Source organism: Mesorhizobium sp. A623, assembly GCF_054489405.1.
In genome coordinates this window covers 19,418-44,136 of sequence record NZ_JBTMXB010000034.1, presented here as the reverse complement: position 1 = coordinate 44,136, position 24,719 = coordinate 19,418, and the positions used below count along the sequence as shown (strand labels likewise).

At 57.1% G+C, this 24,719-nt stretch carries 20 protein-coding genes and 6 pseudogenes; 6 read left to right on the top strand and 20 right to left on the bottom strand.

Features of this window, described 5'->3' with window-relative positions; all coding sequences use genetic code 11:
- Window positions 1–160 precede the first annotated feature (160 nt).
- A pseudogene (locus ACX3P1_RS23200) lies at window positions 161–347 on the top strand (IS3 family transposase); the annotation flags it as partial.
- Between the two features lie 494 nt (window positions 348–841).
- Here the strand turns inward: ACX3P1_RS23200 and ACX3P1_RS23195 are convergent.
- From ACX3P1_RS23195 to ACX3P1_RS23135, 13 genes are all read right to left on the bottom strand, one after another.
- Window positions 842–1,993 (bottom strand): NAD(P)-dependent oxidoreductase, encoded by a 1,152-nt coding sequence (locus ACX3P1_RS23195; protein ID WP_459081943.1) that lies wholly within the window; start codon window positions 1,991–1,993, stop codon window positions 842–844.
- 152 nt (window positions 1,994–2,145) lie between these two features.
- Entirely contained in the window at window positions 2,146–3,099 is a 954-nt protein-coding gene (locus ACX3P1_RS23190; protein ID WP_459081942.1) for an amidohydrolase family protein, read from the bottom strand.
- Between the two features lie 83 nt (window positions 3,100–3,182).
- Entirely contained in the window at window positions 3,183–4,811 is a 1,629-nt protein-coding gene (locus ACX3P1_RS23185) for a choline dehydrogenase (RefSeq protein ID WP_459081941.1), read from the bottom strand.
- A 68-nt stretch (window positions 4,812–4,879) separates the two neighbouring features.
- Window positions 4,880–6,310 (bottom strand): aldehyde dehydrogenase family protein, encoded by a 1,431-nt coding sequence (locus ACX3P1_RS23180; protein ID WP_459081940.1) that lies wholly within the window; start codon window positions 6,308–6,310, stop codon window positions 4,880–4,882.
- A gap of 12 nt (window positions 6,311–6,322) precedes the next feature.
- A complete protein-coding gene (locus ACX3P1_RS23175; protein WP_459081939.1) occupies window positions 6,323–7,576 on the bottom strand; it encodes an amidase family protein in 1,254 nt (417 codons plus the stop codon).
- Window positions 7,576–8,445, bottom strand: a complete 870-nt coding sequence (locus tag ACX3P1_RS23170; protein WP_459081937.1) for an alpha/beta fold hydrolase — start codon at window positions 8,443–8,445, stop codon at window positions 7,576–7,578. Before ACX3P1_RS23170 ends, ACX3P1_RS23175 begins: the two co-directional genes overlap by 1 nt.
- A gap of 2 nt (window positions 8,446–8,447) precedes the next feature.
- The gene (locus tag ACX3P1_RS23165) at window positions 8,448–9,332 is read right to left on the bottom strand and encodes an ABC transporter substrate-binding protein (RefSeq protein ID WP_459081936.1); all 885 of its coding nucleotides are present in this window, start codon (window positions 9,330–9,332) and stop codon (window positions 8,448–8,450) included.
- A gap of 267 nt (window positions 9,333–9,599) precedes the next feature.
- A complete protein-coding gene (locus ACX3P1_RS23160) occupies window positions 9,600–10,424 on the bottom strand; it encodes an ABC transporter ATP-binding protein (RefSeq protein WP_459081935.1) in 825 nt (274 codons plus the stop codon).
- Between the two features lies 1 nt (window position 10,425).
- The gene (locus tag ACX3P1_RS23155) at window positions 10,426–11,253 is read right to left on the bottom strand and encodes an ABC transporter permease (protein ID WP_459081934.1); all 828 of its coding nucleotides are present in this window, start codon (window positions 11,251–11,253) and stop codon (window positions 10,426–10,428) included.
- 11 nt (window positions 11,254–11,264) lie between these two features.
- Window positions 11,265–12,095 carry an ABC transporter permease gene (locus tag ACX3P1_RS23150; protein ID WP_459081933.1) on the bottom strand — a complete coding sequence of 277 codons (831 nt, stop codon included), beginning with the start codon at window positions 12,093–12,095 and terminating at the stop codon, window positions 11,265–11,267.
- Window positions 12,096–12,252: 157 nt separating this feature from the next.
- Window positions 12,253–13,320 (bottom strand): ABC transporter substrate-binding protein, encoded by a 1,068-nt coding sequence (locus tag ACX3P1_RS23145; RefSeq protein WP_459081932.1) that lies wholly within the window; start codon window positions 13,318–13,320, stop codon window positions 12,253–12,255.
- Window positions 13,321–14,012: 692 nt separating this feature from the next.
- A complete protein-coding gene (locus ACX3P1_RS23140; protein ID WP_459081931.1) occupies window positions 14,013–14,417 on the bottom strand; it encodes an aromatic amino acid lyase in 405 nt (134 codons plus the stop codon).
- Window positions 14,405–15,292 (bottom strand): aromatic amino acid lyase, encoded by an 888-nt coding sequence (locus tag ACX3P1_RS23135; RefSeq protein WP_459081930.1) that lies wholly within the window; start codon window positions 15,290–15,292, stop codon window positions 14,405–14,407. The genes ACX3P1_RS23140 and ACX3P1_RS23135 overlap by 13 nt, the downstream gene beginning before the upstream one ends.
- Window positions 15,293–15,379: 87 nt before the next feature.
- On the opposite strand from ACX3P1_RS23135, the gene ACX3P1_RS23130 reads away from it, so the two are divergent.
- Window positions 15,380–16,224, top strand: a protein-coding gene (locus ACX3P1_RS23130; protein ID WP_459081929.1) for an IS5 family transposase whose coding sequence is annotated in 2 segments (ribosomal slippage) — window positions 15,380–15,788 and window positions 15,788–16,224 — 846 coding nt in all. Because the reading frame shifts where the segments join, the coding sequence is not laid out codon by codon here.
- Between the two features lie 240 nt (window positions 16,225–16,464).
- Here the strand turns inward: ACX3P1_RS23130 and ACX3P1_RS23125 are convergent.
- On the bottom strand, window positions 16,465–17,541 hold the full coding sequence (locus tag ACX3P1_RS23125) for an arginase family protein (protein ID WP_459081928.1): 1,077 nt from the start codon (window positions 17,539–17,541) through the stop codon (window positions 16,465–16,467).
- A gap of 281 nt (window positions 17,542–17,822) precedes the next feature.
- A pseudogene (locus tag ACX3P1_RS23120) lies at window positions 17,823–17,966 on the bottom strand (IS5/IS1182 family transposase); the annotation flags it as partial.
- Between the two features lie 10 nt (window positions 17,967–17,976).
- Here ACX3P1_RS23120 and ACX3P1_RS23115 point away from each other — a divergent pair.
- The 3 genes and pseudogenes from ACX3P1_RS23115 to ACX3P1_RS23105 form a co-directional block, all read left to right on the top strand.
- Complete coding sequence (locus tag ACX3P1_RS23115; RefSeq protein ID WP_459081927.1) at window positions 17,977–18,240, top strand: hypothetical protein; 264 nt, start codon at window positions 17,977–17,979, stop codon at window positions 18,238–18,240.
- A gap of 124 nt (window positions 18,241–18,364) precedes the next feature.
- Window positions 18,365–18,517, top strand: coding sequence for a hypothetical protein (locus tag ACX3P1_RS23110; RefSeq protein WP_459081926.1), 153 nt, complete (start codon window positions 18,365–18,367; stop codon window positions 18,515–18,517).
- Window positions 18,518–18,594: 77 nt separating this feature from the next.
- Window positions 18,595–18,834, top strand: a pseudogene (locus tag ACX3P1_RS23105) (creatininase); the annotation flags it as partial.
- 264 nt (window positions 18,835–19,098) lie between these two features.
- On the opposite strand, the pseudogene ACX3P1_RS23100 reads toward ACX3P1_RS23105, so the two are convergent.
- The 4 genes and pseudogenes from ACX3P1_RS23100 to ACX3P1_RS23085 form a co-directional block, all read right to left on the bottom strand.
- Window positions 19,099–19,236 (bottom strand): annotated as a pseudogene (locus ACX3P1_RS23100) (IS5/IS1182 family transposase); the annotation flags it as partial.
- A 511-nt stretch (window positions 19,237–19,747) separates the two neighbouring features.
- A pseudogene (locus ACX3P1_RS23095) lies at window positions 19,748–20,893 on the bottom strand (recombinase family protein); the annotation flags it as partial.
- Window positions 20,894–21,132: 239 nt separating this feature from the next.
- Window positions 21,133–21,972: an IS5 family transposase gene (locus ACX3P1_RS23090; RefSeq protein WP_459081925.1), complete on the bottom strand. Its 840-nt coding sequence runs from the start codon at window positions 21,970–21,972 to the stop codon at window positions 21,133–21,135.
- Between the two features lie 55 nt (window positions 21,973–22,027).
- Window positions 22,028–22,270: pseudogene (locus tag ACX3P1_RS23085) on the bottom strand (FAD-dependent oxidoreductase); the annotation flags it as partial.
- 235 nt (window positions 22,271–22,505) lie between these two features.
- On the opposite strand from ACX3P1_RS23085, the gene ACX3P1_RS23080 reads away from it, so the two are divergent.
- Window positions 22,506–23,150, top strand: coding sequence for a hypothetical protein (locus ACX3P1_RS23080; RefSeq protein ID WP_459081924.1), 645 nt, complete (start codon window positions 22,506–22,508; stop codon window positions 23,148–23,150).
- An 88-nt stretch (window positions 23,151–23,238) separates the two neighbouring features.
- Here the strand turns inward: ACX3P1_RS23080 and ACX3P1_RS23075 are convergent, their stop codons facing one another.
- Window positions 23,239–24,453 carry a LeuA family protein gene (locus ACX3P1_RS23075; RefSeq protein ID WP_459081923.1) on the bottom strand — a complete coding sequence of 405 codons (1,215 nt, stop codon included), beginning with the start codon at window positions 24,451–24,453 and terminating at the stop codon, window positions 23,239–23,241.
- Window positions 24,454–24,719: the final 266 nt, after the last annotated feature.

Below are 24,719 nucleotides of genomic sequence, written 5' to 3'. Positions count from 1 at the left end.
CCACTCACCAACTATTGCCTATGTCAACAAGCGCAAAAAAGAGGGCAAAAGCAACCGAGAGATTATCCGGTGCCTCAGCGCTACATCGTGCGTGAAATCTTCGCCCAACTCTGTCGGCCTCAAACTGCACCGCTCACCGCTTGACAAATATAGGAGCCTCAACGCCGTGGCGGAGAGCTTCTTCACCTGCTCAAGCGCGAACGGATCAGACGCAAGACCTACCGAACGCGCAACGAAGCAAGGCAGGATAGTTCGACTATATTGAAATGTTCTACAATCCGAAGCGCAAGTACGTGAGAATTGGGATGCTGTCGCCCATCGAATTCGAACGGCAGCAGGAAATGTAGCCCGAAGGTGTCTACAAATCTAGGGCCTATTCACACCGAGGCGGTCGAGTTCACCGGCATAGCGAAAGACGACACGCCGTTGATCCTCGGCGAGCGGCTGAGCCTCGAGCCAAGCCCTGCCGCGCTTCGAGAACAGCGTGCCTTTGTCGGGTGGAATCAGATTGGCATGCAAAACCGAATGGATACAGTTCTGACCAACCACTGCGGCGACAGACTCACATCGTCTCAGCCCAATCTGTCGGCTCTAATCTTCATTACATAATAGAGGAGCCTCCAAACGCAACTCCAATGGTAATTATACAGTACTATTTTTGCCATTTCTTTCTCCAAACGCTATCATTATACTTATATTTAATAAAATTGTGCCGAGAAAAGGATAAATATATAACATACCGTGCTTATTAAATAATTACGTTGTCTTGCAGATAATATACTTCGACACACGTAACAGTTACGACAAGACGAAGAAACGGTACCAAAAGCGATCATCCGGCCTAACGAGCGAGTGCATAGCCATCGGGCAGATCACCTACGAGATATCTCACACGCTTGTGCAGGATGGCATCGATAATCTGGTCGACTGCGCAAATTGCCCCAGTGACGCGAGAGGGATGGTCCGTATCAGCCGCGACATGCGGCAATAGCCTAAGACGACCACCGAGCCGCCGCGCCGGTTCGACATAGGGGGCGAGCGGCCCGGTTACCTCGCCGGTCGTCCTGTCTCTGAAAATATCGGCGTCGATAAACGCGTCCGCGACGTGAAAGGCGGTCATTGCGCTGTCCAGAGCACCCACATCGACGACCTCGCCGCGGTCGTAATTTAGAAGCACGGCTCCCGGTTGCATGGCCGACAGCACCCTGGCGTCCACCATGCCGGCATTGGCATGAATGCCGCTAGCCGGATCGAGGGGCCCCAACCCAACATGAACGCTGAGAATATGTGCGCCGGCCGCCGCCGCCAGCGGGCTTTCGGCGTAGGTGTAGCCGGCTGCCTCGATGCGGCTCCGGTGCGCAGGGCGGGCGTAGACGACGACCTCCATGTGAAACGCCAGCGCCAGTGCCGCGACTTCGCACCCGATCTTGCCGAAGCCGAGGATTGCCATGCGCATTCCCTCGAGCTTCGCCGTCGGAAATTGCCGAATGTCCCTTCCGGTATCGAACTCGCCGCGAAGGATATGCTCATGCAGTTCGTCGACCGGAAGGCGTGGAAGCGCGCTCAACACCGCCTTCATCACCATCTGTGCGGTGGCACGGCTGTTCGTGCCGGGCGTGTTCATCAGGGGAGCTTTCCCGCCCCGCCCCCTCGGGCCGCCCCACGACTGCGATCGCATATTGTCTGTGCCCGCACCGATGCGCACGCCGCCTTTGGCAAACTGCGCACCTTCCGGCACGATCGTAGCTGCCACGATGATGGCATCGTAGACCCCGTCCGCGGCAGCACCCAACAGATCATCTTCTGTGGCCAGATCGGGCTGATAGTAGAAATTGATTTTATCGGGCTGATGGAGCGCGCCGCTTTCCGTGTAGCGGCCGGTATGAAAAAGCCCGCCCTTCTCAAGGACATAGTCCCTGATTTCGGAATGATCCGGGCGGCCTTCGGCGTCAAATCGCAAACCAACAAGATCGCACACAAGAACTTTGGCCAAGCGCTTTCCTCCATTCCACAAAGGGAAACTCACGGCTGGACGCCGAAAGCCCCGACCACTTTGCCCCATAGAGGTGATGTCGCAGGGCAAGCAGGGTCCCGGCTACAGCATGTCTTTATCCCGAACCCCTGCGCACTTCCAGGAGACATGCGTTAAAGGCCCAGAATCCTCACGGCATTGGCCCCAAGGATACCTTCCTTATCCCTATCCGATATCCTTGGCAGGGCCAGCACACGCTCGACGGTTGCGTCCAGATCATACCACGGAAAATCGGACCCCATCATTACCCGCTCAGATCCAACCTCCTTGATCAGGGAAGCAAGCTCGTCATCCGTGGGCGCATTCGGCGCGCCGGTCCAATGGATGATCTCTGAACAGTCGAACACCGCATTCTTGTGGGCCTGTGCGATTGCAGCCGTCTGCCGCCATGCCGCTCCGCCCATATGCGCAATCACCACAGGCAAGTTGGGGAACGCCTGCAGCATTTCGGCGAACGCATTCGGATCGGAGATACCTCTTCCATCGCGGTCCGGGCCGCCATGGCCGAGGACAGGCAACCCGGCTTTCTCACATTTCCGATAGAGAGGCCACAGCCGCCTGTCGGACATCGAAAATCCCTGCAAGGCGCTGTGGAGTTTCACACCCTTGGCGCCATGGTTGCGGGCTAGGTCTAATACATGTTCGGCGGCAGCCTCGGGCGTCTGGATGTTGATATCGACCGTAACGAAAGTGCTGATATTCGGATACTGAGCGGAAATCGAACAACCCCAGCGGTTCGCTTTCGCTAGTTCCGCTACAACCTGTCTATCTATCGCATCGATCTCTTCCTGGTTTAATTTATCGGAAGATGACCTTGAAGATATTGTCTGTATTTTTGCGTTCTTAGAATCTAGTGCTTTAAAGTATATCAGAAGAACAGCCTTCGATATCCCTGTTTCGGACATCTGCTTTTGAATTTCATCCACAACGCCACTGCATGGGCTGTATACGATTTCAGGAAAATCGCCGTACTCCCAAACGGAATACCTCTTTTCTTCAAATCCGACCTCATGGCTTGGAAATAAGTGAGCATGCATATCCACTTTAGTTACATCGGACATCATCATTTACTCCTGTTCAGGATAGTGGGTTCTTCCTGATCTATCCTCGTCGCTCCTCGCACCATCGTATTCAGGTCAACCCCTGCCTGCTAGCAACCGCGCACCATACCTTGCGGATTCGGGAATCTGTTCCGTATCGCGTCGCATATCCGTTCGGCGATCATGATCGTCGCGGCATTGGTGTTTCCCGTCAGGATGCTCGGCATGATCGACGCATCCACCACGCGAAGACGCGTCGTTCCTACGACTCGGCACTGCGTATCGACGACCGCATAGGCGTCGTCTCCCATCTTGCAGGTGCCACAGAAATGATGCCCCGTCGACGCGTGCGAACGGATGAAGGCATCTAATGCCTTAGGCGTGCGTGCCTCTGCTCCGGGTAACCTCTCAGGGCCGCGGAAAGAGTCAAAAGCCTGCTGTGAAAAGATTTGGCGAACCATCGCGATGCCCTTTCTCAGCGTCACCCAATCCTCCGGATCGCTGAGGTAGCAAGGGTCGATCAGGGGCGGAGTTCTGGAATCGGCATTCTGGAGCCTGACGACCCCATGGGATTTCGGGCGGGCGATGCCAACGAGGCTTTGGAAACCATGCTCCCTGGGGACCCGCCGGGACCGCGGCGGCAGCAACGCAGGCAGGAAATGTAGCTGCACGTCCGGGCAATCCACCTCTGGCCCCGTCTTCAGGAATCCGCCCGTTTCAAAATGCGATGTGGTGGCGATGCCTTCTTTGAAGACGGCCCATTGCAGGGCTACCCGCGCGCGCTGGAACAGACTGGAGAACCGGTACAGCGAAACGGGCTGCGTACATTCATGGCTGATTACCACCTCAAGGTGATCCTGCAGGTTTCTCCCCACTCCGGGAAGATTCGCGACCACCGGTATGTCGAATGAGCGCAGATGTTCAGCCGGGCCGACCCCCGACAAGAGAAGAAGCTGGGGTGAGTTGATCGCACCGCCCGCAACAATGACCTCCCCCTCGGCCCGGAACTCCATGCTGCGCCCTTTGCTGCGGCAGCGGACGCCAACGGCCTTGTTCCCGTCAAACAAGATGCGCTCGACCAGCGTATTCTTCTGAACCGTCAGATTCGGGCGGCCCTGCCCCCTTTTCAGGAAAGCGCTCCACACGCTGCACCGCCGCCCGCCGCGTATGGTAAGGTCATATCGCCCCACCCCTTCCTGCCGCGCGCCATTGAAGTCCGTGCTAAGCGGATGCCCCCCCTGGGTGCCGGCGAGCAGGAATGCCTCGTGCAGAGGGTTGAGGAGGCGTGCCTCCATGACATCGAAGGCACCGTCCTTTCCGTGATATGCGTCGCTTCGACTGGCGTGCCGCTCGCTGCGCAGGAAATAGGGTAGCACTTCGGCATAGCTCCATCCCGTAGCGCCCTGCTCTGCCCAACGGTCGAAGTCCATCGGGTTGCCGCGAACATAAACCATTCCGTTGATAGACGAGGATCCGCCCAGAACCTTTCCACGAGGAATGACGATGCTTCTGTCGTTCAGATGTTTTTGCGGTACAGATAAGTAATTCCAGTTTTTACGCCGAGAATCCAACAGAAGCCCGGCTGCCGCAGGCACCGCTATATAGGGGTCTGCATCGCTCCCTCCTGCCTCGATCAACAAGACCTTGACGCCAGATGACTCGGAAAGCCGGGAAGCCAGAACGCAGCCAGAAGTTCCCGCACCTATTATAATGTAGTCGAATTTATATTGGCTATCCATCCTTAATCCATTTCGGCACGACGGGTGCATTTTTTGTATATTTGGCGAGTTACTAGAATGATCTGTGATCAGAAGTATCCAGCTATTGCCTTCAGCTCCAGGAATTCCTGGAGGCCGTGCGGGCCGCATTCGCGCCCATTTCCGGATTGCTTGTACCCTCCAAACGGCGCAGTACGGTCATGAGCCGGATGATTGAGCAAAATCGTCCCGCTTCTGATCCGCCGCGCAAGCCGCCGTGCCCGCTCAGGATCGTCGCACTGGATACAGGCCGAAAGACCGTAGCGCGTGTCGTTAGCAAGCGCGATGGCTTCTTCTTCGTCCTTGTAGGTAATAATAGACAGCACCGGGCCGAATATTTCTTCCCTAGCTATCTGCATGTCATGGGTAACGTCCGCGAAAACCGTAGGCTTCACGTAATATCCGCAAGTCAATCCATCCGGACGTCCCGTACCGCCCCCCACGAGTGTCGCCCGATCCCTAATTCCCGATGCGATGAAAGCTTGAACCAACTCAAATTGAAGGGCGCTGACAACCGGCCCCAGGACGGTATCGGCATGGTTTGGATTGCCTACCTTGAACCGGGGAAGCTCCGCGTGCGCAATTTCAATAGCCTCATTGCGGAACTCTTCTTGTACATACATGCGCGTAGGCGCGCTGCACGACTGCCCGCTATTATTGAAACAAGCCGCCATTCCGAGCCGGACGGCCTTTCCCAGATCCACGCCCGGCAGAATGATGTTCGGCGATTTTCCGCCCAGTTCCTGATGAACGCGCTTAACAGTAGGCGCGGCCGCAATGGCAACATTGACCCCGGCGGCGGTCGAGCCGGTGAATGAAACCATGTCGACCAGACCGTGGCTTGCCAACGCCCGGCCTACGCTGGCCCCGTCGCCATTCACGAGGTTGAATACGCCGTCTGGGACGCCTGCCTCGTGCAATATCTCGGTAAACAGAATCGAGCAAAGGGGCGCGATTTCACTTGGCTTGAGAACCATTGTGCAGCCTGCGGCCAATGCGGGAGCCACCTTGCAGGCGATCTGATAGATCGGCCAGTTCCAGGGCGTGATAAGAGCGCATACACCGACAGGCTCGCGCACAATGAGCGTATTCTCCGAATGCGTTTCGAACTCGAAAGCCTCCAGTATGGGTATCATGGCACGGAATTCCTCGATCCCGTTATCGACCTGCGCGCCGTTGCTGAGGTGCAGGGGAGCGCCCATCTCCTCCATCAAAGCCGCCGCCACCTCTTTCCGGCGCTGCTCGAACACCTCCACTATACCATGAAACAAGTCGATTCTTTGCGCCCTGGTGGTCAGGGAAAAGTCCTCGAACGCCCGTCTCGCGGCCTCGACCGCCTTGCTGACGTCCGCTTCTCCCCCAGTACGGACCTGCTTTATCACGCTCTCTGTCGCTGGATTGATCACATCCAGATATCGATGCTCCATCGGAGCAACCCATGCGCCGTCGATGTATAGCGACTTGTCTATCAAAGTACCCATCGGGTCAATTCCTCACGTCATTTCGCATGTATGCGCCAACCATGTGCCGAGCCTCAGCAATTCGAGGTCCTCGCCATGTCTCGCTATCAACTGGCACCCAAGCGGCAGCCCGTTTCGTGATCTGAAGAAAGGCACGTTCAGCGTGGGCCCCCCAAGCAGGGAGCCAAACGCTGAGGGAGCGGTATCCTGCATGTCATTGGCACCTGCAGGAGCCTCTCCGACCGCCGACGGCAGGAGAAGCGCATCCAAACCGGACATCGTTTGCCGCCACTCTCCGACAATCCCGGCCCGGGCATGAAGCGCTTCATCATATTCGCTGCGTGCCGGTCCGGCTGCGACTAGGTCCTCAAGCCTGATCCCGACGCTTTCGACAAAGTCTTTCCGGCTTCTCAGGTGAGAATTTGCTTCGTATACCAATATATCCTTCGCAACCCTAAGAATGCGCGGCGCATCGAAATCTCTTTCAATCCTGACGAAGACATCGCCGAATTCTTTCACCAAGGCCTCGAAGCCTTCACGAAATCCGTCGTCTTCGAGACCGAAATCCACTCCGGCAAGAATGCCGATCCGGGGTGACCGACCGGAATTCTGCTCACACTCACAATGGCCACTTACAAGCGTTGTGAGCAGCGCTTCACCGCCCCTGGCCAGCCATTCGGCTGTCGTGGCGAAGATGCCTATGCGCTCCAGCGCCGGCGAAACCCAGAAAGTCCCGTCAAGCGGCACTGCATGGAGGCTCGGAACGAATGCCCATACGCCGCAGTAGGATGCAGGTCTTATGACCGAGCCGATGGTCTGCGAACCGAGCGCAAGCGGCACCATGCCAGCGGCCACCGCCGCAGCCGAGCCACTTGATGATGTCCCAGGAGACCGGGAGACGTCGCGCGGATTGCGGGTCAGCGCAGGCCGGTCCATGGCGAGCGCGGAGGTGGTTGTCTTGCCAACGAAAACGGCGCCACTTTTCTCCAGACGCTTTACCACAGCCGCCGACGAGCCGGCGGGTGGCGGGTTGTATTCCAACTCCGTCAGGCCAAGCCTGGTTGGCACGCCCTCTACATCGATCATGTCCTTGACAGCAAAAGGAACATATCGAAGGGGCGCATCTTGCCCGCAAGGCTCGATATCGTTTGCCTCAAAATCTTTAATGTAGGTGAATGCCTGAATATCGCTGTCCAGCCGGGCAATCTTCTCCAGGACCTCGGAAACGCTCCGTCTCCCATCCCCGGAAACCTGCCCGGAGCCGGCCACAACAGGCGTCAAATCCATCACAGATTGCTATCCCGGATAGTATCGCCAACCAGACCTTGCACCCAGCCCGAGTGCTTCAGGAAAAAGTCTCCAACTATCTGATTGAAGAGATGCGGCTCCTCGGCATTTACGGCATGCCCTGTTCCCGGGAATATGGCCAAATCGGCGGAATTGAACGTATTCCTCAGGAACTGGCTAGTCGGAAGGCAATCTTCGTCCTGATCCCCAGTCATGATCAGAACAGGAAATCCGGCCCTGCGCAGATCGCTTACCATCTCGGTCAATATTGGTCGATCAGCTACGACCTTCCGCAAAATACTGGCGAATATCCTCTTGTCGAACGACATCATTGTCGAACGACGCAGTTCATGCAGCTTCGGATTCTTCCAGAGAAGGTTTCGTCGGTCCGACGCCGAATCGTAATTCGCCAGGATATTGGCCCAATCGTTTGCATCGACGAAATCGGCAAACTGTTTCGTGCGTGCGTTGAATTGGCTGACCGTCCTCGCCGATTCTCCTGGACCAGTCCCTGCTAGCACAAGGGTTCGGATCCGATGAGGAAATCGTATTGCAAAATGGAGAGCAGTCATCGAGCCCATTGAAAGCCCGACGAGATGAGCGTTTTCGATCCCACACTGGTCGAAGACCGCCTTCATGTCATCGACGAATATGTCTTGTGAATAGGCCTCCGGATTGAGGGCAGCCACAGAAGGAGGATAGCCTCGCGCATCGTATACTATGCAAGTGTACCAACGCGAAAAATATTCGACCTGCGCGCGCCAGCTTTCGCTAGATCCGCTGGACTCATGAGCGAATACCAGAGGCGGCCCATTGCCGTAGATGTTGTAGTTCAGGACGATATTGTCATCCGTTGTCAGATATCGCATCGTTAGGTGCTCTCAAAGACATGCGCAAAACGATCAAGCTGAAGTGCATGACGCGGAATTTCCGCGCCTTCCGGCACGAGTTTCAGGGCCTGCAGTGTAGGCCATCTGTCGAGCAACATCGTCGTGTATGGCCTGAAATCGATGCAGGGCGGTTGATTGAGTGCTGCGGCAGCCAGTTCGTCGGCATCAAATCCCTTATAACGGTCTTTCACATAGACGAGCGCGCCCGGTAGGTCCGCCTTGATGACACGCTCTGCGCGAACCATCGCGCGCACGGTGGCTTCGATTGCTTCAGGGTTTTCCCTAAGGAAGCTCTGACTGGCAATCAGTGCCGTATCAGGAAACTGCTGCCCCCAAAGATCGCTGCCGTTGGAAAGCTGCACAGCCCCCTGCGCCCGCAAGCGCGACGCATAAGGCTCAACCACCGTCACCGAATCGAGCTCGCCCTCCCTGAACATCCGCAGAGCCACATTCAGATCGTCGATGTAGGTCAGCTTGACGTCAGCAAAACTCAATCCGCTTTGCTGCAATTTTTCATAAGCCATCACCTCCATGGGGTCGCTGCGGAACGTTGCCAGGGAGCGCCCGCGAAGCATGGAAGCATCCGTAATCCCCGGCTGCGACAGCAGCGCTATGCCGGTCAGGCCACTGCCGGCCACCATGATCGGCGCATCCTCCCGCAGAAACCCTACGAAAGGATGCGTGAAACCCGCCGTGCCCAGATGCACCTCGCCATCCGAGAGCAGTTTCGCGGTAGACGAAACGGTCTTCAGATCAGGCACGATCACATCAAGGCCTTCTTCCTTGAAAAACCCATTGCCAGCGGCGACCAATAGCGGGAGGTTTGACAGCGACAACCCATAGGTCAGCTTTATTGGTTTCGTCATATGAGTACCTCCTTCTTGCCGCTTAAATGCTCATTTTCAATTAATACTACATTCGGTCGAAATGTTATTTTTCTTTGATAGAAATGATATTTCCGGAAAATATGAACCATCCTTAATCGATAATAATTTCTTCCATATTGCTACGCCGAGCGCATCGGTCGAACAGATCAAGGCGTCAAGGCAATATGCTCAGGAAATATCAACCGGTCGCCTGATTTGGCATGCCGCAACTTTTCAACGCTGCGCCAGACCACGCGCTAACTCGCGTCACAGATCAGCAGCGAAAAGGCGTTCCTGTTCGGCAAACGCCTGATCAACTTCCGTGGCCAGAAGGTCCGTAAGCTCGGCTCGAAGCCCATTGAACTCGGGCTTTCTCAGATCTCGCGGTCGTTCCGCATCGATTTTGATGACGCTTTTTACACGGCCGGGCCTCGCCGTGAAAACCACGACTCTGTCTGCCAGGGCCAGGGCCTCATCGATCGAGTGAGTGACGAATATGACGGACGCCTGGCTGCCGCGCCAAACCTGGATGAGGAACTCCTGAAGCTTGAAGCGCGTCTGGATATCAAGCGCCGCAAACGGCTCGTCCATGAGGAGAGCCTTTGGCTGCATGACCAGTGCGCGCGCCACCGCGGCGCGCTGCTTCATCCCGCCGGACAATTCGTGCGGCCGCTTGTCGATGAAACCGTGCAGCCCTACTTTATTCAAGTACTCCAATGCCTTGACCCGCTGCTCCTTTGCGGACATCCCCTGGATTTTCAACCCGAATGTCACGTTCTGACCGGTTGTCAACCACGGATAGAGAGAAGTCTCCTGAAAGATCAGGGCGCGGTCGCTGTGAGGGGCTTTAACCTCCTCTCCGTGAAACTTTATGGTTCCGCTGGTAGGCTTCCTCAGCCCTGCAATGAGATAAAGCAAGGTGCTCTTTCCGCATCCGCTGGGGCCGAGAAAAACAACAAACTCGCTCTTTCCAATGTCCAGATCGATGTTGGACAAAGCAAAGACCTCACCACCCCCCAAGGTATTCCAACTTTTGCTCACGCCACGGCAGCTGATGGCCGCCTCTTCCTGATCCCGTGTATGGCCGTTCATGCTATTTCTCCCTAGAAACGAGACTCCATGCGAAGTACCGCGCTTGAATTTTCCCGAACAGGAAATCAAACAGAACTCCCAAAATCCCTATGATGATCATCGTCAGAAACGCCAGTTCGGAGTTGAATGACCGCCTGGCCGTCATGACAACCAGCCCCAGTCCGTTCTGCACTCCGACGGATTCAGCAATAAGAAGCATCATCCAGGCAATGAACAGATTGATCCGCAATACACTGAGAACCCCCGGTATGATCGCGGGTATCATGACCGACGAGACAATTTGATTCTTGCTTGCGCCCATGGTCTGGGCGACTTCAAAGTATCGATGGGGTATCTTGTCGATCAGGCTGACGGTGGAAATCGTCATCATAAAGATAAGAGAAATGACGATCAAGAAGATAACCGGAACGTTGCCGATACCGAACAGCATCAGAGCCACCGGCATCCACGCAATCGGCGACACTGGTGCCAGCATATACACGATCGGATTAAGCAGATTGCGCACAGTCTGATTGTAGGCGATTGCCAGCGCCATCAGCAGGGTCAGCACCAACGTAATGGCCATGCCGATGGCCACCCGGGCAACAGATATCCCGATCGTATAAAGCATTGCCGTGATGATTTGGCCGTTAGACGGATTACCTAACCGGGTGGCACGATCGAAGAGGCGGCCGTTATCCATGATATTGGACAGGAACATGTGCGGTGGCGGCAGCAAGCGCGGATCGGCAAGGCCGACGAGCCAGCAAATCTCCCAAGCGCCGACGAACAAAGCTACCGAAGCAACCCACCAGAACCAGGTTTCAAAGCGCATCGGAAAGCTTTTCATTATCTTCTCCCTCACGCGGACTTTTGTTCGACCCAAAACAGGAGCCGGTTCTGTATTATCCTCAGCACGAAGTCAGAGAGCCCCCCGGCAACGCCCACCACAACCAGGCCCAATAGAGCCAGATTTTGTGCACCGGTATTTCTTGCCATCATGACGACCGCGCCGAGCCCGGTTCCTACACCGGCTGACTCAGCGACAAGAACCATCATCCATGCCCCGAAGAGATTCAATCGAAGAATCAAGAAAAGGCCTGGAAGTATCGCCGGTATAATGACCAGTCTATATGTGTCGCCATGACTTGCCCCCAAGGTTCGCGCGACATCTAAATAAGTTTCTTTAACATTATCTACCTCAGTGATAGTAGAAATTGCTATGATAAAGTAGACAGCAACGAACACCAAAGATATTGCAGATGCATTACCCACCCCAACGATAAATACCATGACTGGCAACCAGGCAAATGGAGAGATCGGTGCAAGCAGCGTGATCACCGGGAGCGTGAGTTTTCCGAAGTAATTATAATATCGGATTAGAACGCCGGTCAGCACACCTCCGGTGAAGCCTACCCCCAGCCCTACAAAAACGCGCAACAAGGTAGCGAAGGTAGTCTCCAGAACGGCCCGAATGGGGTTGGGTTGTTGTTCCTGCCCCGGGACAAACCCACTGGCATCAAAATTGGCGGCTTCTACAGGAAACTGCGGAAGAAAGATGTGAGGCGCCGGCAACAACTCTCTGTTATACAGCCCGTATATGTATGCAAGTTCCCATGCGCCAAAGAAAAGGCACATTGAAGCTGTCCACCAGAATATCTTACCTAAACCGCTCGGTATATCAGATGACATTTCTTTATCTCGCTGTATACCCATGAAAGGCCAGTCAAGATAATCGAATCTTGACTGGCACAAATGTAAGGTCTCGCGACCCTCACGATATACTTAGGGATTGCGTTCACCCTGACCGGTTTCGGGAGCCATTCATCTCCCGGAAACCGGGCTCGCATTAGCTTTTCAGCGCCAGTTCGTTATAGAGTTCTTCATTCTCGCTCTGAACTTCCGCAAGAATGCTCCAGTCGAATATCTCTTCCGACACGGCAGACTTCATATAACCGAGTTCCATCATCGACTTTGAACGGCCGGTGATGAACTCTGAGTTTTTACGCTGATCGACCATCGAAGGCTGCTTGACCGATGCGTCGAATACGGTCTCATACGAGGCTTTGAAATACGTGCCAACCGTGTCGCGGATCGCAGCTTCACGATCCTTCTCGGAATCTCGCTGGGCGAGGAAAAGAGCTTTCACCAGTTCTTTGATCGCGCCTCGGTTCTCCTTAATGACCCGATCACTAGCAGCCAGGACACAGTCCGTGTAATGTTCTCCGTAGACATCCGCGCCATTGGAGAGGATGTGCGAGCCTGGAACCCCTTGATGAGCCTGAGTTGCATAGGGCTCGGAATGGCAGATTGCATCCACCTGTCCGGCGATGAAGGCCTGAGCCAGTTCCGGCGACGCCCCGAAGTAACGCACGTCGAGGTCCGCAAAATTGAGACCGTTCTTGACGGCCCAGTCGTAAGCGAGCAGTTCCTGCGTATCGGCCTGGAAAACCCCGATGGACTTGCCCTCCATCTTTTCCGGCGTGTCCAAGCCCGGCTGGGAGACGATCACTAGTCCATTGGCACCCAATCCGGCAACGATTTTGATCGGCGCGCCGCCCTCATAGAGCATCAGGGCATTCGTGTAAGGGATGCCAGAAACGTCAACCTGGCCCGAGCCAAACACGGTGGTGATGTCTGCGATCGTCGGCGTGCTTACGAATTCGAGATGAACACCATTCTCCGCCGCATACTGGCGTTTGTGCGCAAGGAACAGCGGCAGATTGCACAACCCTGTCCCGTGCGTCGCCTTGATATTCACGGCGCCTTGGGCGGCCACGCCGAGCGTTGAGCCTCCCAGCATCGCGGCAGCCACACCACCGGCGCAGCAGGAGCAAAAAAATGCCCTCCTGTTGAGTAGATATGGGGTCTTTTCTCTTTCCTTCAGGCCAGCCTCAAATTTCCCGATGTCCGTCATTATCAACCTCCCGTTAAGAATAAGAATTCCAAGTGCCAATTTGGTAATTTAATCGAAATTGTACACCATTTTGAGACAAAGTGTTGTTTTGGAATATGTGAAGTGATTTATAATTATCGTATAAATCATACTATTTGAATTATACACAAGTAATCCTATCACTAACATCTCCGAGTAACGAAATATTCTTGATGCAACAGGTCCTGAAGAAAGCGCTTAGCTATCCATCCAGTTTACCGTCACAGCTTACGGGGCTTCCGAGCCTAAGGTCTCTCGTCCTGTTGTCTCGAAGGAGACACTTTATCGGTGCGCGCATACAATCCCTCCGTGCTCGATCGAGCACATCCTGCGCTCCAAAAAAAGATTGTGCGTCGGGCTGCGCGATAACCAACAGCAGTGCATCCAAGATCGAACACGGCTTGGGTTTGCGGTGATAGACAGGAAAGAAAATTCTGTAACACAGCGGGGCCTCATTTAAGGGGCCGTCCCCTGAATGATACTACTGATAGGCCGTCCCACCAGAGCAGGCAATTCCGCGTCGGGAACTATATAGCATCAACGTTCCTATGCGTCCATACCTTTACCTCGTCAAGCCAAAGGGCAGGCACCCCGGCTGGCAAGCCTGAATTGATAAATTTCATTGCAATTTCAATATCTTGGCCCATAAAGCGGTCTGAGGACCAGTGAGGTATTCACGATCGGACGTAGCGATGCACCTCTTCGAGAGCCGGGCTGGAGGCGGTCGGGCGCCGCAGATCCAGAGCCTGCGTTGCCGCAAGCAGTTCGATCGCCAGGATAGCCCGCAGATTTTCAGCCATGTCGCCGAGACGGCTGGCGGCATGCGTGGCCATGCTCACATAATCTTCGAGGTTAGCGGCGGTGGGGATGCTGTCCGTGCTGACGGCACTCGACAAGAACTTGGTTTCACTGGCACGGGCGGCGGCCGTCACCTGCGCCGTCATGAAGCCCGAGTTGATACCGGACTGCGCAACGAGGAAAGGTGGCAATCCGCTCATGGTAGTATCAACCAGAAACGCGGTACGCCGTTCCGACATGGACCCGAGTTCGGCGAAGCACATGGCCATCATATCCGCCATGAGGCGATAGCCTGAGCATGGAACGCGCCACCGTAGAGCACTTCGCCGGTGTCGCTGTCGATAAGCGGATTATCAGATACGCCGTTTATCTCGGCTGCGAGCGTGGCACTGGCGCCTCGCATGAGATTGAGGACAGCGCCCAGAACCTGAGGCATACAGCGGAAACAATACGGGTCCTGAATGCGTTTTCCCGGCCGCGTTTTCTGCAACTCGCTGCCACAGAGCAGTTCGCGCAAAACCATGGCAACCGCCTTCTGGCCCGCCTGGTTGCTCAGTACGCTGATTCGGGCATCGAACGCTCCCGCACTGGCATGACCGGCATCGGTAGAAAGCGCGCCAATCGACAACGCTGCCGAAAACAGATCATCGAGCTGAAAAAGCCCCTCCAGGGCAAGCGCCGTCGAAATCTGGGTTCCGTTGACGAGGGCCAATCCTTCTTTCGGGCCAAGGGCAAGGGGAGGCACGCCTTCTTCCTGCAAGGCTACAAGTGCGGGTTTGCGCACCTGACGGTGATAGACCTCGCCTTCGCCGAGCAGGGCTGCGGCAATATGGGCAAGGGGCGCCAGATCCCCCGGCGCGCCGACCGATCCCTTGGAAGGCACGATCGGCGTAATGCCCGCATTCAACAGAAAGAGCAGCGCATCAGCTAGCTTCTCGCTTACCCCCGACGCGCCCGAGCCGATGGTCGCCAGCTTGAGCACTATTGCACGGCGTACGACCGCATGAGGCAAGGGCGCTCCCGTACCAGCCGCATTGGATAGAACCAGGCCACGCTGAAGCTCACTCAGGGATTCGTTATCTATGCGCTGGTTTGAAAGCGGCCCGAAGCCGGTGTTGACATAAATGACGGCTCCTTCCCTTAGAGCCTGACCCATAAAGGGGTCGATACGGGGTGAAGACGGTTGAGCGGCAGCAATATGATGTGATTCTGTCGTGGTTGCGAAGCTACAACGGTGAACACGATGGGATGGACTGCAGCCGCCCGGCGCCAGTATGGCAACCGGGCATCGACGGGTGCAAACGGTTTGACGGCGATAGAATGGGCAGCGCTGGTGCCCTTCATGCCGGTGCCAAGCAAGTTCGGTCGACCGCGGCGAACCGCGCTGCGATCGGTGCTGGATGCGATCCTGTACATTGCGTGGACTGGTTGCCAATGGCGGGCGTTGCCTGACCGGTTTCCACCGGTCTCGACGGTCCAGCGGTACTTCTACCGCTGGCGCGACGATGGTACACTACAGATAATCAATCACCATCTGATGATGGCATCGCGCGAAGCTGCCGGCCGTCAGGCCAGCCCCTCGGCCGGGGTAATCGACAGCCAGACGGCCAAGACCACCGACGTTGCGGGCCCCAGGGGCTATGACGCCGGAAAAAGGTGAAGGGCCGGAAACGACACATCCTGACTGATACCGACGGTCGTCTGGTAGCCGCTCAGGTGCACACCGCCGATATCCAGGATCGTGATGGTGCGCCGCCGCTGCTGACATCCGTTCGTGCATTATTGCCGTGGTTGCGTCACGTCTTCGCTGATGGAGGCTATGCCGGTGATAAGCTGCGTGACGCTATGGCCGGGCAAGGGCAATGGAAGATCGACATCATTAAGCGCTCCGATGCCGCCAAGGGGTTTGTCCTGCTGCCGCGACGCTGGGTCATCGAGCGAACCCTCGCCCATCTTAACCGCTGCCGGCGGCTCGCAAAAGACTTCGAAGCTTGCATCGCCAGTGCCGAGGCATGGCTCTTCGTAGCCTCGATCCGCATCTTCCTGCGACGTCTCGGAAGGCGGAAAGATCGGCCCGCAGCTTTATGAGTCAGGTTCTTAGCAGGCGCTGAAGGCAAGCATGGGAGCGGCGGATGGATTCCCATCCCCTGTCTGAGAGCTTCACTTCCGCGTGCCCGTCTAGCCTCTTCAGCTGTTCGAGTGTCAATGCACCAGGATCTATAACAAACCCCATACTCTCCTCCCAAAACCGGTTGTGCGGCCCCCTGCCCCGAATTCTTTCGGGCATCCTCAAGCCAAAAGCTACAGTAAGACCTCGCCGCACCTACCTCATTTTTCAAAATATCCGGCGCGCACGGCTGCGCCGATCAGATTCAGGATGAGGTGCCCCGCCGTTATCGACGAAATCTCGTTAACGTCGTTTTGGGGTGTGATCTCGACGATATCCATGCCGACAAGACGTCCCTTCGATACCAGTCCTTTGATCAGTTCGATCGCCTGCCGGTATTTGACGCCGCCCGGCTGCGGCAGGGCCACTGCCGGCATAACGGACGGATCGAAGCCATCCGCATCGACGGTCAAATAATAATTTCCACCGTCGGGAATAAGGTCGAGAAGGGCTGCGATGCCTCTATCATCCCACTCCGCAGAAGTGATGATAACCGCGCCATACGTCTTTGCGATTTCGACTTCCTCCGGGCGTGCGCTGCCGGATCCCCGGACACCGAACTGAAAGATGTGATCGATATGCTTCATTTCGGAAGCGCGCCGGATGGTGCTGGAGTAGCCGGTGGCAACCCCGTTCACATCATTGCGCCAATCGAGGTGCGCATCGAGATGGACAAGCGTGTTAGGCCCATGGTTATCGAGAGCCCGGAAAATTGGAATCGGAATGCCGTGATCGCCGCCGATGGATACCGGAAACGCGCCGGCCTTGAGTATTTTTCGGATTGCCGCTTCCGCCGCCTTGTAGTGCTCTCCCAGTTGGAAGGCATTGCCCGGCACGTCGCCGACATCCACGACGCGAATATCCTTACCGTCGAAAACGGGAGCGTTAGTCTCATAGTCCTGCTCGTGCAGGGTGCGCATCACCTCCAATGCACCAAGCACGCCGAGTACACCGTCGAACTTGCCGCCCGTGGGTTGAGTGTCGAGATGCGAACCCATGCAGATCGGATCGAGAGCATTGTTCCGTCCAGGCCGACGGGCGAACATGTTGCCCACTTCGTCGATTTCGACGCTGCAGCCCAATACCTCGCATTGAGCTTTGAACCAGTCACGCACCTGTCTGTCCTCGTCGGTCAGGGCCAGGCGCTTGATGCCACCTTTGGCCGTGCTGCCGAAACTGGCAGTTTCGTTGAGGGTATCCCACAGACGTTGCGGATCGATAGTGAGGTTGATGGGCATGGAGTATCCAACACTATTGGGCCGGGACTGCATCGGGGAACGAGGACCAATGGTGAGCCGGCGCGGCGCACGACCTTGATGGATCACCCGGCAGGATCCGGCCGGCAAGGATGTTCATGAGCGGGGCCGGCCCACGAATAAGGACGAGCCGGGGAGCATTTCGGCTACCGCTCGTTAACCGCAGGCTGCCCCCGATCAATGGCTACTCATCGCGCAGATACCGTCGCCGTAAGGCCTCCACCCGCTATTCGGACTGCCTCGCCCCGGCGGCCGTATACCCGGTCCATAGGTGAGGACGCGACGCCGATCCGGACGAACCAGAGAAACAGCAGGTGGTATTCTAGTCGCTCCAAGCGGATCGGGTAGAGCGCCTGAAGCAGCTTCTCTGGCGGGATCGACGGTCGTCCAATCGGCGAATACAGCGCGACGGCCGAAATGCTTCAGCTCTGGCCATCAAAACTACCGCCAGCAGACGCATCAAAAATCGGGCAGAGCGACAGTGCTAGTTATATGAATTTCACGACCTTTGAAGGTTTTCGCCCCCCCAGGCTCAGGACAATCAACAAGATCGCCTTGTCCATCGTCCCCACGGACGATCCGGGCATCGCCCTTTCGGGCGAAAGTTTTGTTCGGCTCCCTGCTCCTGTGATCGATCTCGGTTTACACCGCCAATGCGGCAGGCTCCAGGTTGCCGGTTGATCAGCCGTTGGCGCATCGTCGAGGCACGACCCGTGGGATCGTGCCTACCTCGACCTCGATGGGCCCGCCATGATCACCATCGGCACCATGCAGGCGACCCTCGACCTCGGCTACAGCCCCGTCAATGGTCTTCTTCACATGGACCAGATTCGACGAAATAGACGAGGGCGCCGGCGACGGCCATGCCGAACTGCTTGATGACGGCTCCATTGAGATCACGCTTTCCTATCACAACGGCGACGAGGCCATCCTCAAGACCAAGCCGGATACTTCTTGAACAGCTTGTCAGGTAAGGTTTCGATGGAAATCAATACTGGACGCCCACTTCGGAGTCGGGTAGCATAATCTGCGTCGAGTTTCGGCCTCCTATCCGTAGATACTACGACGGTGAGTCGGGTGTGGAATCGCACGAGTACATCGGTACCGCATTGAAGCCCGGAAGGTGGTCTCCATGGAGCTGATGGTGATGCTACCGGAAGGTCCGCCGGGTGCAGGTGGTAACGCGAGCATGACGTTTTGATCATCACGGAAGACTGCGTCGAAAACATTACCGGCTTCCCGTTCGGACCAGAACACAACGTCATCAGGAACTGAACGTATAAACGAGGGCAACCGTGGCTCCCTATATTCCACACGACTTACCTTACCGATGGGCCGACGCGGAAACCGCGGCGGTCCGATCTAGCTCGACATGGAAATGTGGTTTTGTGGATCTTTTTAACGTAGCGTGGCGTTTGATTTCGAGGACGATGCAGAGCGCGCTCCGGAGGGTGACGGACGGATAATGTCGACAATCGGTTGGCGTTACCGCACAAGCCATTCTGACTCAGAGCCTGAATCATAACGAACGCGGTGTTTTCAATGCCTTGCGAGCCTGCGGGTTAGGAGGCGGATGCTGGCGATGTAGACCCACGCCTCAGCGGATGCGATGGTGCGCTCGAAGTCTTTTGCCAGCCTTCGGCACCGGCCGAGCCAGGCGAAGGTGCGTTCCACGATCCGCTGTACAATGTTGCGTGGAACTGGTCGCCTGGCTTGGCGATTTTGGGCCAGTTGGACCATCGAGTGGGGGAACCCTGAAGACGATCTCGACGTGCGCGTCATCGATTTCGACTCGGCGAACCACGGTGCGGATGATCTGTCGCATGCCGGTTCTGTCGAGGCCGGCAAGCCCTGCTTTCACCTTGGCTGAGAAGTCTTCCAGGCGGCTGATGAGGAGTGAGAGCTCGCGTTCATTCTCGGCCACTTCGACCGCCGCCCGGTGCCGCTCCTGGAGCTGTGAGAAGCGTTGTTTCAGGCCAGCGATACGCGGTTCGAATTCCGCCTTGTCGATGATGCCTTCGGCATAGCTGTCAATCAGCCGGCCGATGCCGCGACGCAAGGCGGCCATTTGTCGTTCGAGGCGGACGATCTCCTCCGGTTCACGGACTTGGTCACGGGCTGCAAGGAGGCGTCGGCGGTATTCCCCGGCCACGCGGTGCGGATCCTCCAGGAGGCCTTTGACCTGATCCCACACCGCTTCTTCCAGGTGATCGCCGCGCACTTGCGGATTGTCGCAAACACGATGGCCGCTGAAGCGATAGCCATCCGTGCCTATACACCGATAGTAGCGCAGCGTGTCCGTCGGGTCATACTTGTGGACGCGAGGCGCGCGCTTGCCATAGTAGGCGTAACCGCAACGACGGCAGACCGCGAGGCCCTGCAGCAACCAATCCGAACTTGGCGTGCGTTGGCGCTTGCGCTTCCGGTTCTCCTCAAGCTGGGCATGGACCGCCTCGAATATGGCCGGATCGACGAGCGAAGGAACAGGGATCTCGATCCACTCTTCGGACGGCACGGCAATGCGAGAGGTAGCGCGCGGCGAGGGCTGCGAGTGACCGCGGATCGGCCGCAACCGTGGTCGTGGCGGCAGGTAGCGGGCTCGCCCGAATGCCGCCCGTCTGACATAGGCGGGATTAGCAAGCATGCCGCGGATCGTGGAGGCGTACCAGTGCGTTGTTCCTGTCCGCGTCCGGCAGTCGATCTGCTCAAGCCGTCGGCATACCTCCCGCAGGCTCATGCGATCCAGGCCGACCCATGCAAAGATCAGACGAACAATGTGTGCCTCCGCCTCCACCACCTCGAAGCGTGCCAAGCCGCCGCCCTGGTCGCGGCTCACATAATGGTAACCGAAGGGAGCGCCCGTCAGCGCGCTAACGGAGCCGGAGCGTGCCGCGTGACGGCGACCACGCCGGCTACGCTCGAGGATCTTGGCCCGTTCATATTCGGCGATCACGCCCTGAACTTGAAGCAATAGATCATCCTCGGCTGTGCCGCCAATGGGGCGATTGAGGAATACGATCTCCACACCGGCACGACGGAATTCGTCGATCAGCAGCGCCTGATGAGCATAGCGGCGGGCAAGCCGATCGGGGGCATGGACATAAAGGCGGTCGACTTGGCCACCGGCAACAGCATCCCTCAGCCGTTCCAGCGCCGGACGAAGCAGAAGCGAACCGCTGTAGCCGTCATCCACGTAGCTGTGATCTGGCTCAAGCAGGAGGCCGTCGGCCGCAATGCGTTCCTGCAATGCAACCACCTGGCTCGCTATCGTGTTGTCGCGCGTCTGTGCCTCGCTCGACACCCTCGCATAGAGCGCGCATCGTGTCTCGGTCATTTCTCACCTCCCGATCTCGCCATCGCTTTCGTCACCTTCGATGGTGGGTTCGCTCGACACGCCGGCCGTTGCTTGGTGCGCCGTATCGTCGGCACAAGATGGGCGTAGGCCTCGATCAGATGTTGGGGGCCGGTTCTTGTCGCTTCGAACGACACGTGCACGTGCAGCACAGGGCGATCCGTGCGCCGGACCATGTGCGCCTCCATCGGCCGGCTCGCAGCTCGACCGTCGCTGACGCATTAAATCCTGTGATGGCTCGGATTCGGCCGCGACAAATCGACTCGCATCCCCACCACCACAGACCTCGACCACCGATTGCCTACGGCGCGGACGCTCGATGCGCACCGACCATTCGAAGCCAAACTTGGCAACATTGTACAGCGGACTACGACCCATCGGCGCGGCAGAACCTCGAAGCCCTTGGCGCAGTCGGAGCGCTTGATGATTTCGAGCGTGAACTTGCCGACCTTTTTCAACGCTCCCCTCAGCCTCGGCCCGGCATAGCCGCCATCGGCAAAAACATGACGCAGCCAGGGCCAGCGTTTGAGGATCGATTTCAGGACAACAGGTGCGCCGTCGCGATCCTGAACGTCGGCGGCATGAATGACGAGACCGACCAGCAGGCCGAGCGTGTCGACGACGATGTGACGCTTGCGGCCCATGACCTTCTTGCCCGCGTCAAACCCACGGGTTCCGCCGCTTTCGGTGGTCTTGGCCGACTGGCTGTCGATGACGCCAGCGGTAGGGCTGGCTTCGCGGCCTTCCCGTTCGCGCGCGGCCATCACCAGTTCATTGTTGATCGTCCGAAGCAGGCCCTCGTCACGCCAGCGATAGAAGTATTTCTGCACCGTCGAGAACGGCGGAAAGTCCTTCGGCAAAAGCCGCCACGCACCGCCCGAAGAGGCCGTATACAAAAGCGCATTTACCACTTCGCGCAGGTCCGTCTTGCGCGGTCGCCCGATGCGGTTCGGCGACGGCATCTGCGGTTCGATCAACGCCCACTCCTCATCGGTCAAATCGCTTGCGTAGCGCGGGCAGCGCCGCTCATAGTGCGGGCGGGTGGTTTCGGTCCAGGCCACCGTGATCTCCGTCAAATCTCAGCAATCCGACTGAATCACAACCCGCTGAAATCACTCACTCCTTTTTGGAACGGACACTAAGCGCCTTTAGCCCCGTGCCTTCACGCAGGTCCACGCCATGAGCGCGATGCAGCGACCGGAAATAGGCGGAGGTTTCGAAGGAAGCGACCCGTTGAAGGACGCGCGGCGCGGCCTCGACCAGCGTGACGGTTAGGCCGAGCTTAGCCGATACGGCAGCGGCTTCGAGCCCGATATAGCCGCCGCCAATAATCAGCACACGCCGACCGGCGCGGAATTCTCACTCCATCACATTGATATCAGAGAGGGCACGGACATAGTGGATATATCGAGGCTTATCTCTCCGAATGCGCAAGAGCCCATTTTTCCCGGGTGCGCGACGCCTGATCCTGATGAACCCATGTTCACTTTGCCCGGCCTCCAGGCCGGGCAGTCCCCCCAACACCTCAACAGGACGTCACGCGGTACCGCAAGCGGTCTGCCGTACGCGTCGGATCATCGAAGGATTTTTGTTCATGAAAGTAGTTTCTCAAAAGCCGGCATTCGGCAATATTCCAGGAGAGAGCGTGCACGTCGATCGGAAGCGTGTCGTTTTCGATCGCGGCATGGTCTTGCCCGGGGCAGGGCAGGAGCCGGTGATCGCGGCTCATCATCCTGCCCTTGTGATCGACACGCGGTCCGAACTCGACAATTTTCCACTCCGCGACGTCAGGAACGACACGAAGTCGCGCGCTTACTGCGGACCGACGGCCATCGCTGCGATCACAGGCGCTCCGATCTCAATGGTGAGAGACGCCTATCGCCTGGTCCGCTTTGGTGGAGAATGGATTTACCGTCACAGAGCGCCGGCTATCATCGGGACCACCTATGCCGAAGCCGAAAAGGTTTTGCGTCTGCTCGGTTTTGTGGGTTTCTGGCATCACGTCGATGGTGCGCCGACTTTCGCGGCATACATGCAGATGCGAAAGGGCATGCAGCGCACAAATGCGAGCATTCTGTTCGTGACGCGACACGCTGTCGCCATCAGTGGCTGGCAATTCTGCGATACGCTCAAACGAAATCAATGCAAAGCGCTGACCGCGCACAGGTCTCATAATCACGAGGCTATCATTGCCTGCGACGGCGAAAGCCGCCTGCGAATCGATCACGGGGATCGGTGAAACCAATCCGCATTCGGTATCCTCGCTGCATAACGGCGTCGGGCATTGGGTTAATCCGTCCTGAAGATGAGTTTGCGACAGAACCGATTCACGGCCCTTCGTTTTTCGCGATAAGCGCATTCGCAAGTGTGACGAATTCGTCGTCATTGACCGCCCTTTTCAGCTGGAGCGCTTCTTCCTTAATAGCTTTGAGCAAAGGTGCCATCAATTCGTCACACAGTTTCAAGCCCATCTGATCGGCCTTGTATTTGACTGAAACGAGGCCGCTCTTCTTGCCGAGAAGGATGTCGCGTGTCTGTCCGACGATCTCCGGTGCGTAGGGTTCGGCAGTGTAAGGATTCTTCAGGACGCCCGCGACCACCATTCCCGCTTCGTGGCGGAATGCGTTGTAGCCGACCACGGCTTTGTTGGCATGGACCGCGATGCCGCTCCGGCTTTCGACCAGTTCGGACGTCCGTTTTAGCTTCGAAAGTTCTATGCCCGTGTCGTAGCCATACAGGACCTCCAGCGCCATCACGACCTCTTCGGTCGAAGCGTTGCCGCAACGCTCGCCGATACCGTTGATCGTGGTCGAGATATAATCGGCTCCTGCCGCGATGCCTGCAAGCGTGTTGGCGCAGGATAGGCCAAAATCGTTGTGGCAGTGTATCTCCATCGGCAGGCTTGGGGCCGCAGCCCGGACGCTGCCCACGATCTGCCGTATCGCTTCAGGAAGAGCGCAACCGGTCGTGTCGACGATACGCAGTCGACCCACCCCGCCGCACTGCTCCAGTTCCGCCGCAACCTTTAGCAGGAACGGCATGTTGGCGCGGGTGGTGTCGAAGGGGCTGAAAATCACCTCTAGTCCCTTGTCGCGAGCGTGCGAAACCAGTTCAAGCGCGCGGGCGATATAGTCGGCCTCGCTAATTCCCTTCAGCTTGTATTCTCTTTCGATGTCGCTGATAGGAAAGCTGAGACGCACGCCCCACACACCGAGTTCGGCTGCCATGTCGATGTCGGCTTCAACGCCGCGGCAAAGCACGCTGATTTTGGCATTCAGGCCAAACCCGCAGATCGCAGCGATCGCCTCGCGATCCTCGTCGCTGCTGGCCACAGTGCCAGCTTCAATCTCGTAGACACCGATCTCATCAAGCGCGTGGGCGATTGCAATCTTATCCTGACTCTCCAGGACGATACCTGCTTGCTGCTCGCCGTCTCGCAATGTGCAATCGGCAACGCGCAGGACGCGTCCTCGGAGCATTTCGGGTTCGGCCGATTGATTGAAGGGGCTGGGCCAGCGGCCATTTTCGGGAATGAAGTGCATAGCATACCTCATGCTGAAGACGGGAGAGACGTGGCCTGGCTTGCATCAACCGGGCATTGGGGCAGATAAGGTCGATCATCGAGCTAAGGGCAGACCGATGCCTAACAAACATCAAGTCAAAAGTCCGCTCCCGCGTCGAGCACGTCTTTGCCGAACAGAAGAGCCGCATAGGGCTGTTCATCCGGACCATGGGCAATGCGCAGGCCACGACGAGACCGGGTCGGCCACTCTGGCATACAATATGAAACGCCTCTTCTATCTGTATC

Excerpts from the sequence above, each read along its gene's own strand:
- ACX3P1_RS23190 (WP_459081942.1), bottom strand. The coding sequence starts at position 3,099 with ATGATGATGTCCGATGTAACTAAAGTGGATATGCATGCTCACTTATTT.
- ACX3P1_RS23185 (WP_459081941.1), bottom strand. The coding sequence starts at position 4,811 with ATGGATAGCCAATATAAATTCGACTACATTATAATAGGTGCGGGAACT.
- ACX3P1_RS23180 (WP_459081940.1), bottom strand. The coding sequence starts at position 6,310 with ATGGGTACTTTGATAGACAAGTCGCTATACATCGACGGCGCATGGGTT.
- ACX3P1_RS23175 (WP_459081939.1), bottom strand. The coding sequence starts at position 7,576 with ATGGATTTGACGCCTGTTGTGGCCGGCTCCGGGCAGGTTTCCGGGGAT.
- ACX3P1_RS23170 (WP_459081937.1), bottom strand. The coding sequence starts at position 8,445 with ATGCGATATCTGACAACGGATGACAATATCGTCCTGAACTACAACATC.
- ACX3P1_RS23165 (WP_459081936.1), bottom strand. The coding sequence starts at position 9,332 with ATGACGAAACCAATAAAGCTGACCTATGGGTTGTCGCTGTCAAACCTC.
- ACX3P1_RS23160 (WP_459081935.1), bottom strand. The coding sequence starts at position 10,424 with ATGAACGGCCATACACGGGATCAGGAAGAGGCGGCCATCAGCTGCCGT.
- ACX3P1_RS23155 (WP_459081934.1), bottom strand. The coding sequence starts at position 11,253 with ATGAAAAGCTTTCCGATGCGCTTTGAAACCTGGTTCTGGTGGGTTGCT.
- ACX3P1_RS23150 (WP_459081933.1), bottom strand. The coding sequence starts at position 12,095 with ATGTCATCTGATATACCGAGCGGTTTAGGTAAGATATTCTGGTGGACA.
- ACX3P1_RS23145 (WP_459081932.1), bottom strand. The coding sequence starts at position 13,320 with ATGACGGACATCGGGAAATTTGAGGCTGGCCTGAAGGAAAGAGAAAAG.
- ACX3P1_RS23140 (WP_459081931.1), bottom strand. The coding sequence starts at position 14,417 with ATGGCGGATATGATGGCCATGTGCTTCGCCGAACTCGGGTCCATGTCG.
- ACX3P1_RS23135 (WP_459081930.1), bottom strand. The coding sequence starts at position 15,292 with ATGGGTCAGGCTCTAAGGGAAGGAGCCGTCATTTATGTCAACACCGGC.
- ACX3P1_RS23125 (WP_459081928.1), bottom strand. The coding sequence starts at position 17,541 with ATGCCCATCAACCTCACTATCGATCCGCAACGTCTGTGGGATACCCTC.
- ACX3P1_RS23115 (WP_459081927.1), top strand. The coding sequence starts at position 17,977 with ATGCTTCAGCTCTGGCCATCAAAACTACCGCCAGCAGACGCATCAAAA.
- ACX3P1_RS23110 (WP_459081926.1), top strand. The coding sequence starts at position 18,365 with ATGGTCTTCTTCACATGGACCAGATTCGACGAAATAGACGAGGGCGCC.
- ACX3P1_RS23080 (WP_459081924.1), top strand. The coding sequence starts at position 22,506 with ATGAAAGTAGTTTCTCAAAAGCCGGCATTCGGCAATATTCCAGGAGAG.
- ACX3P1_RS23075 (WP_459081923.1), bottom strand. The coding sequence starts at position 24,453 with ATGCACTTCATTCCCGAAAATGGCCGCTGGCCCAGCCCCTTCAATCAA.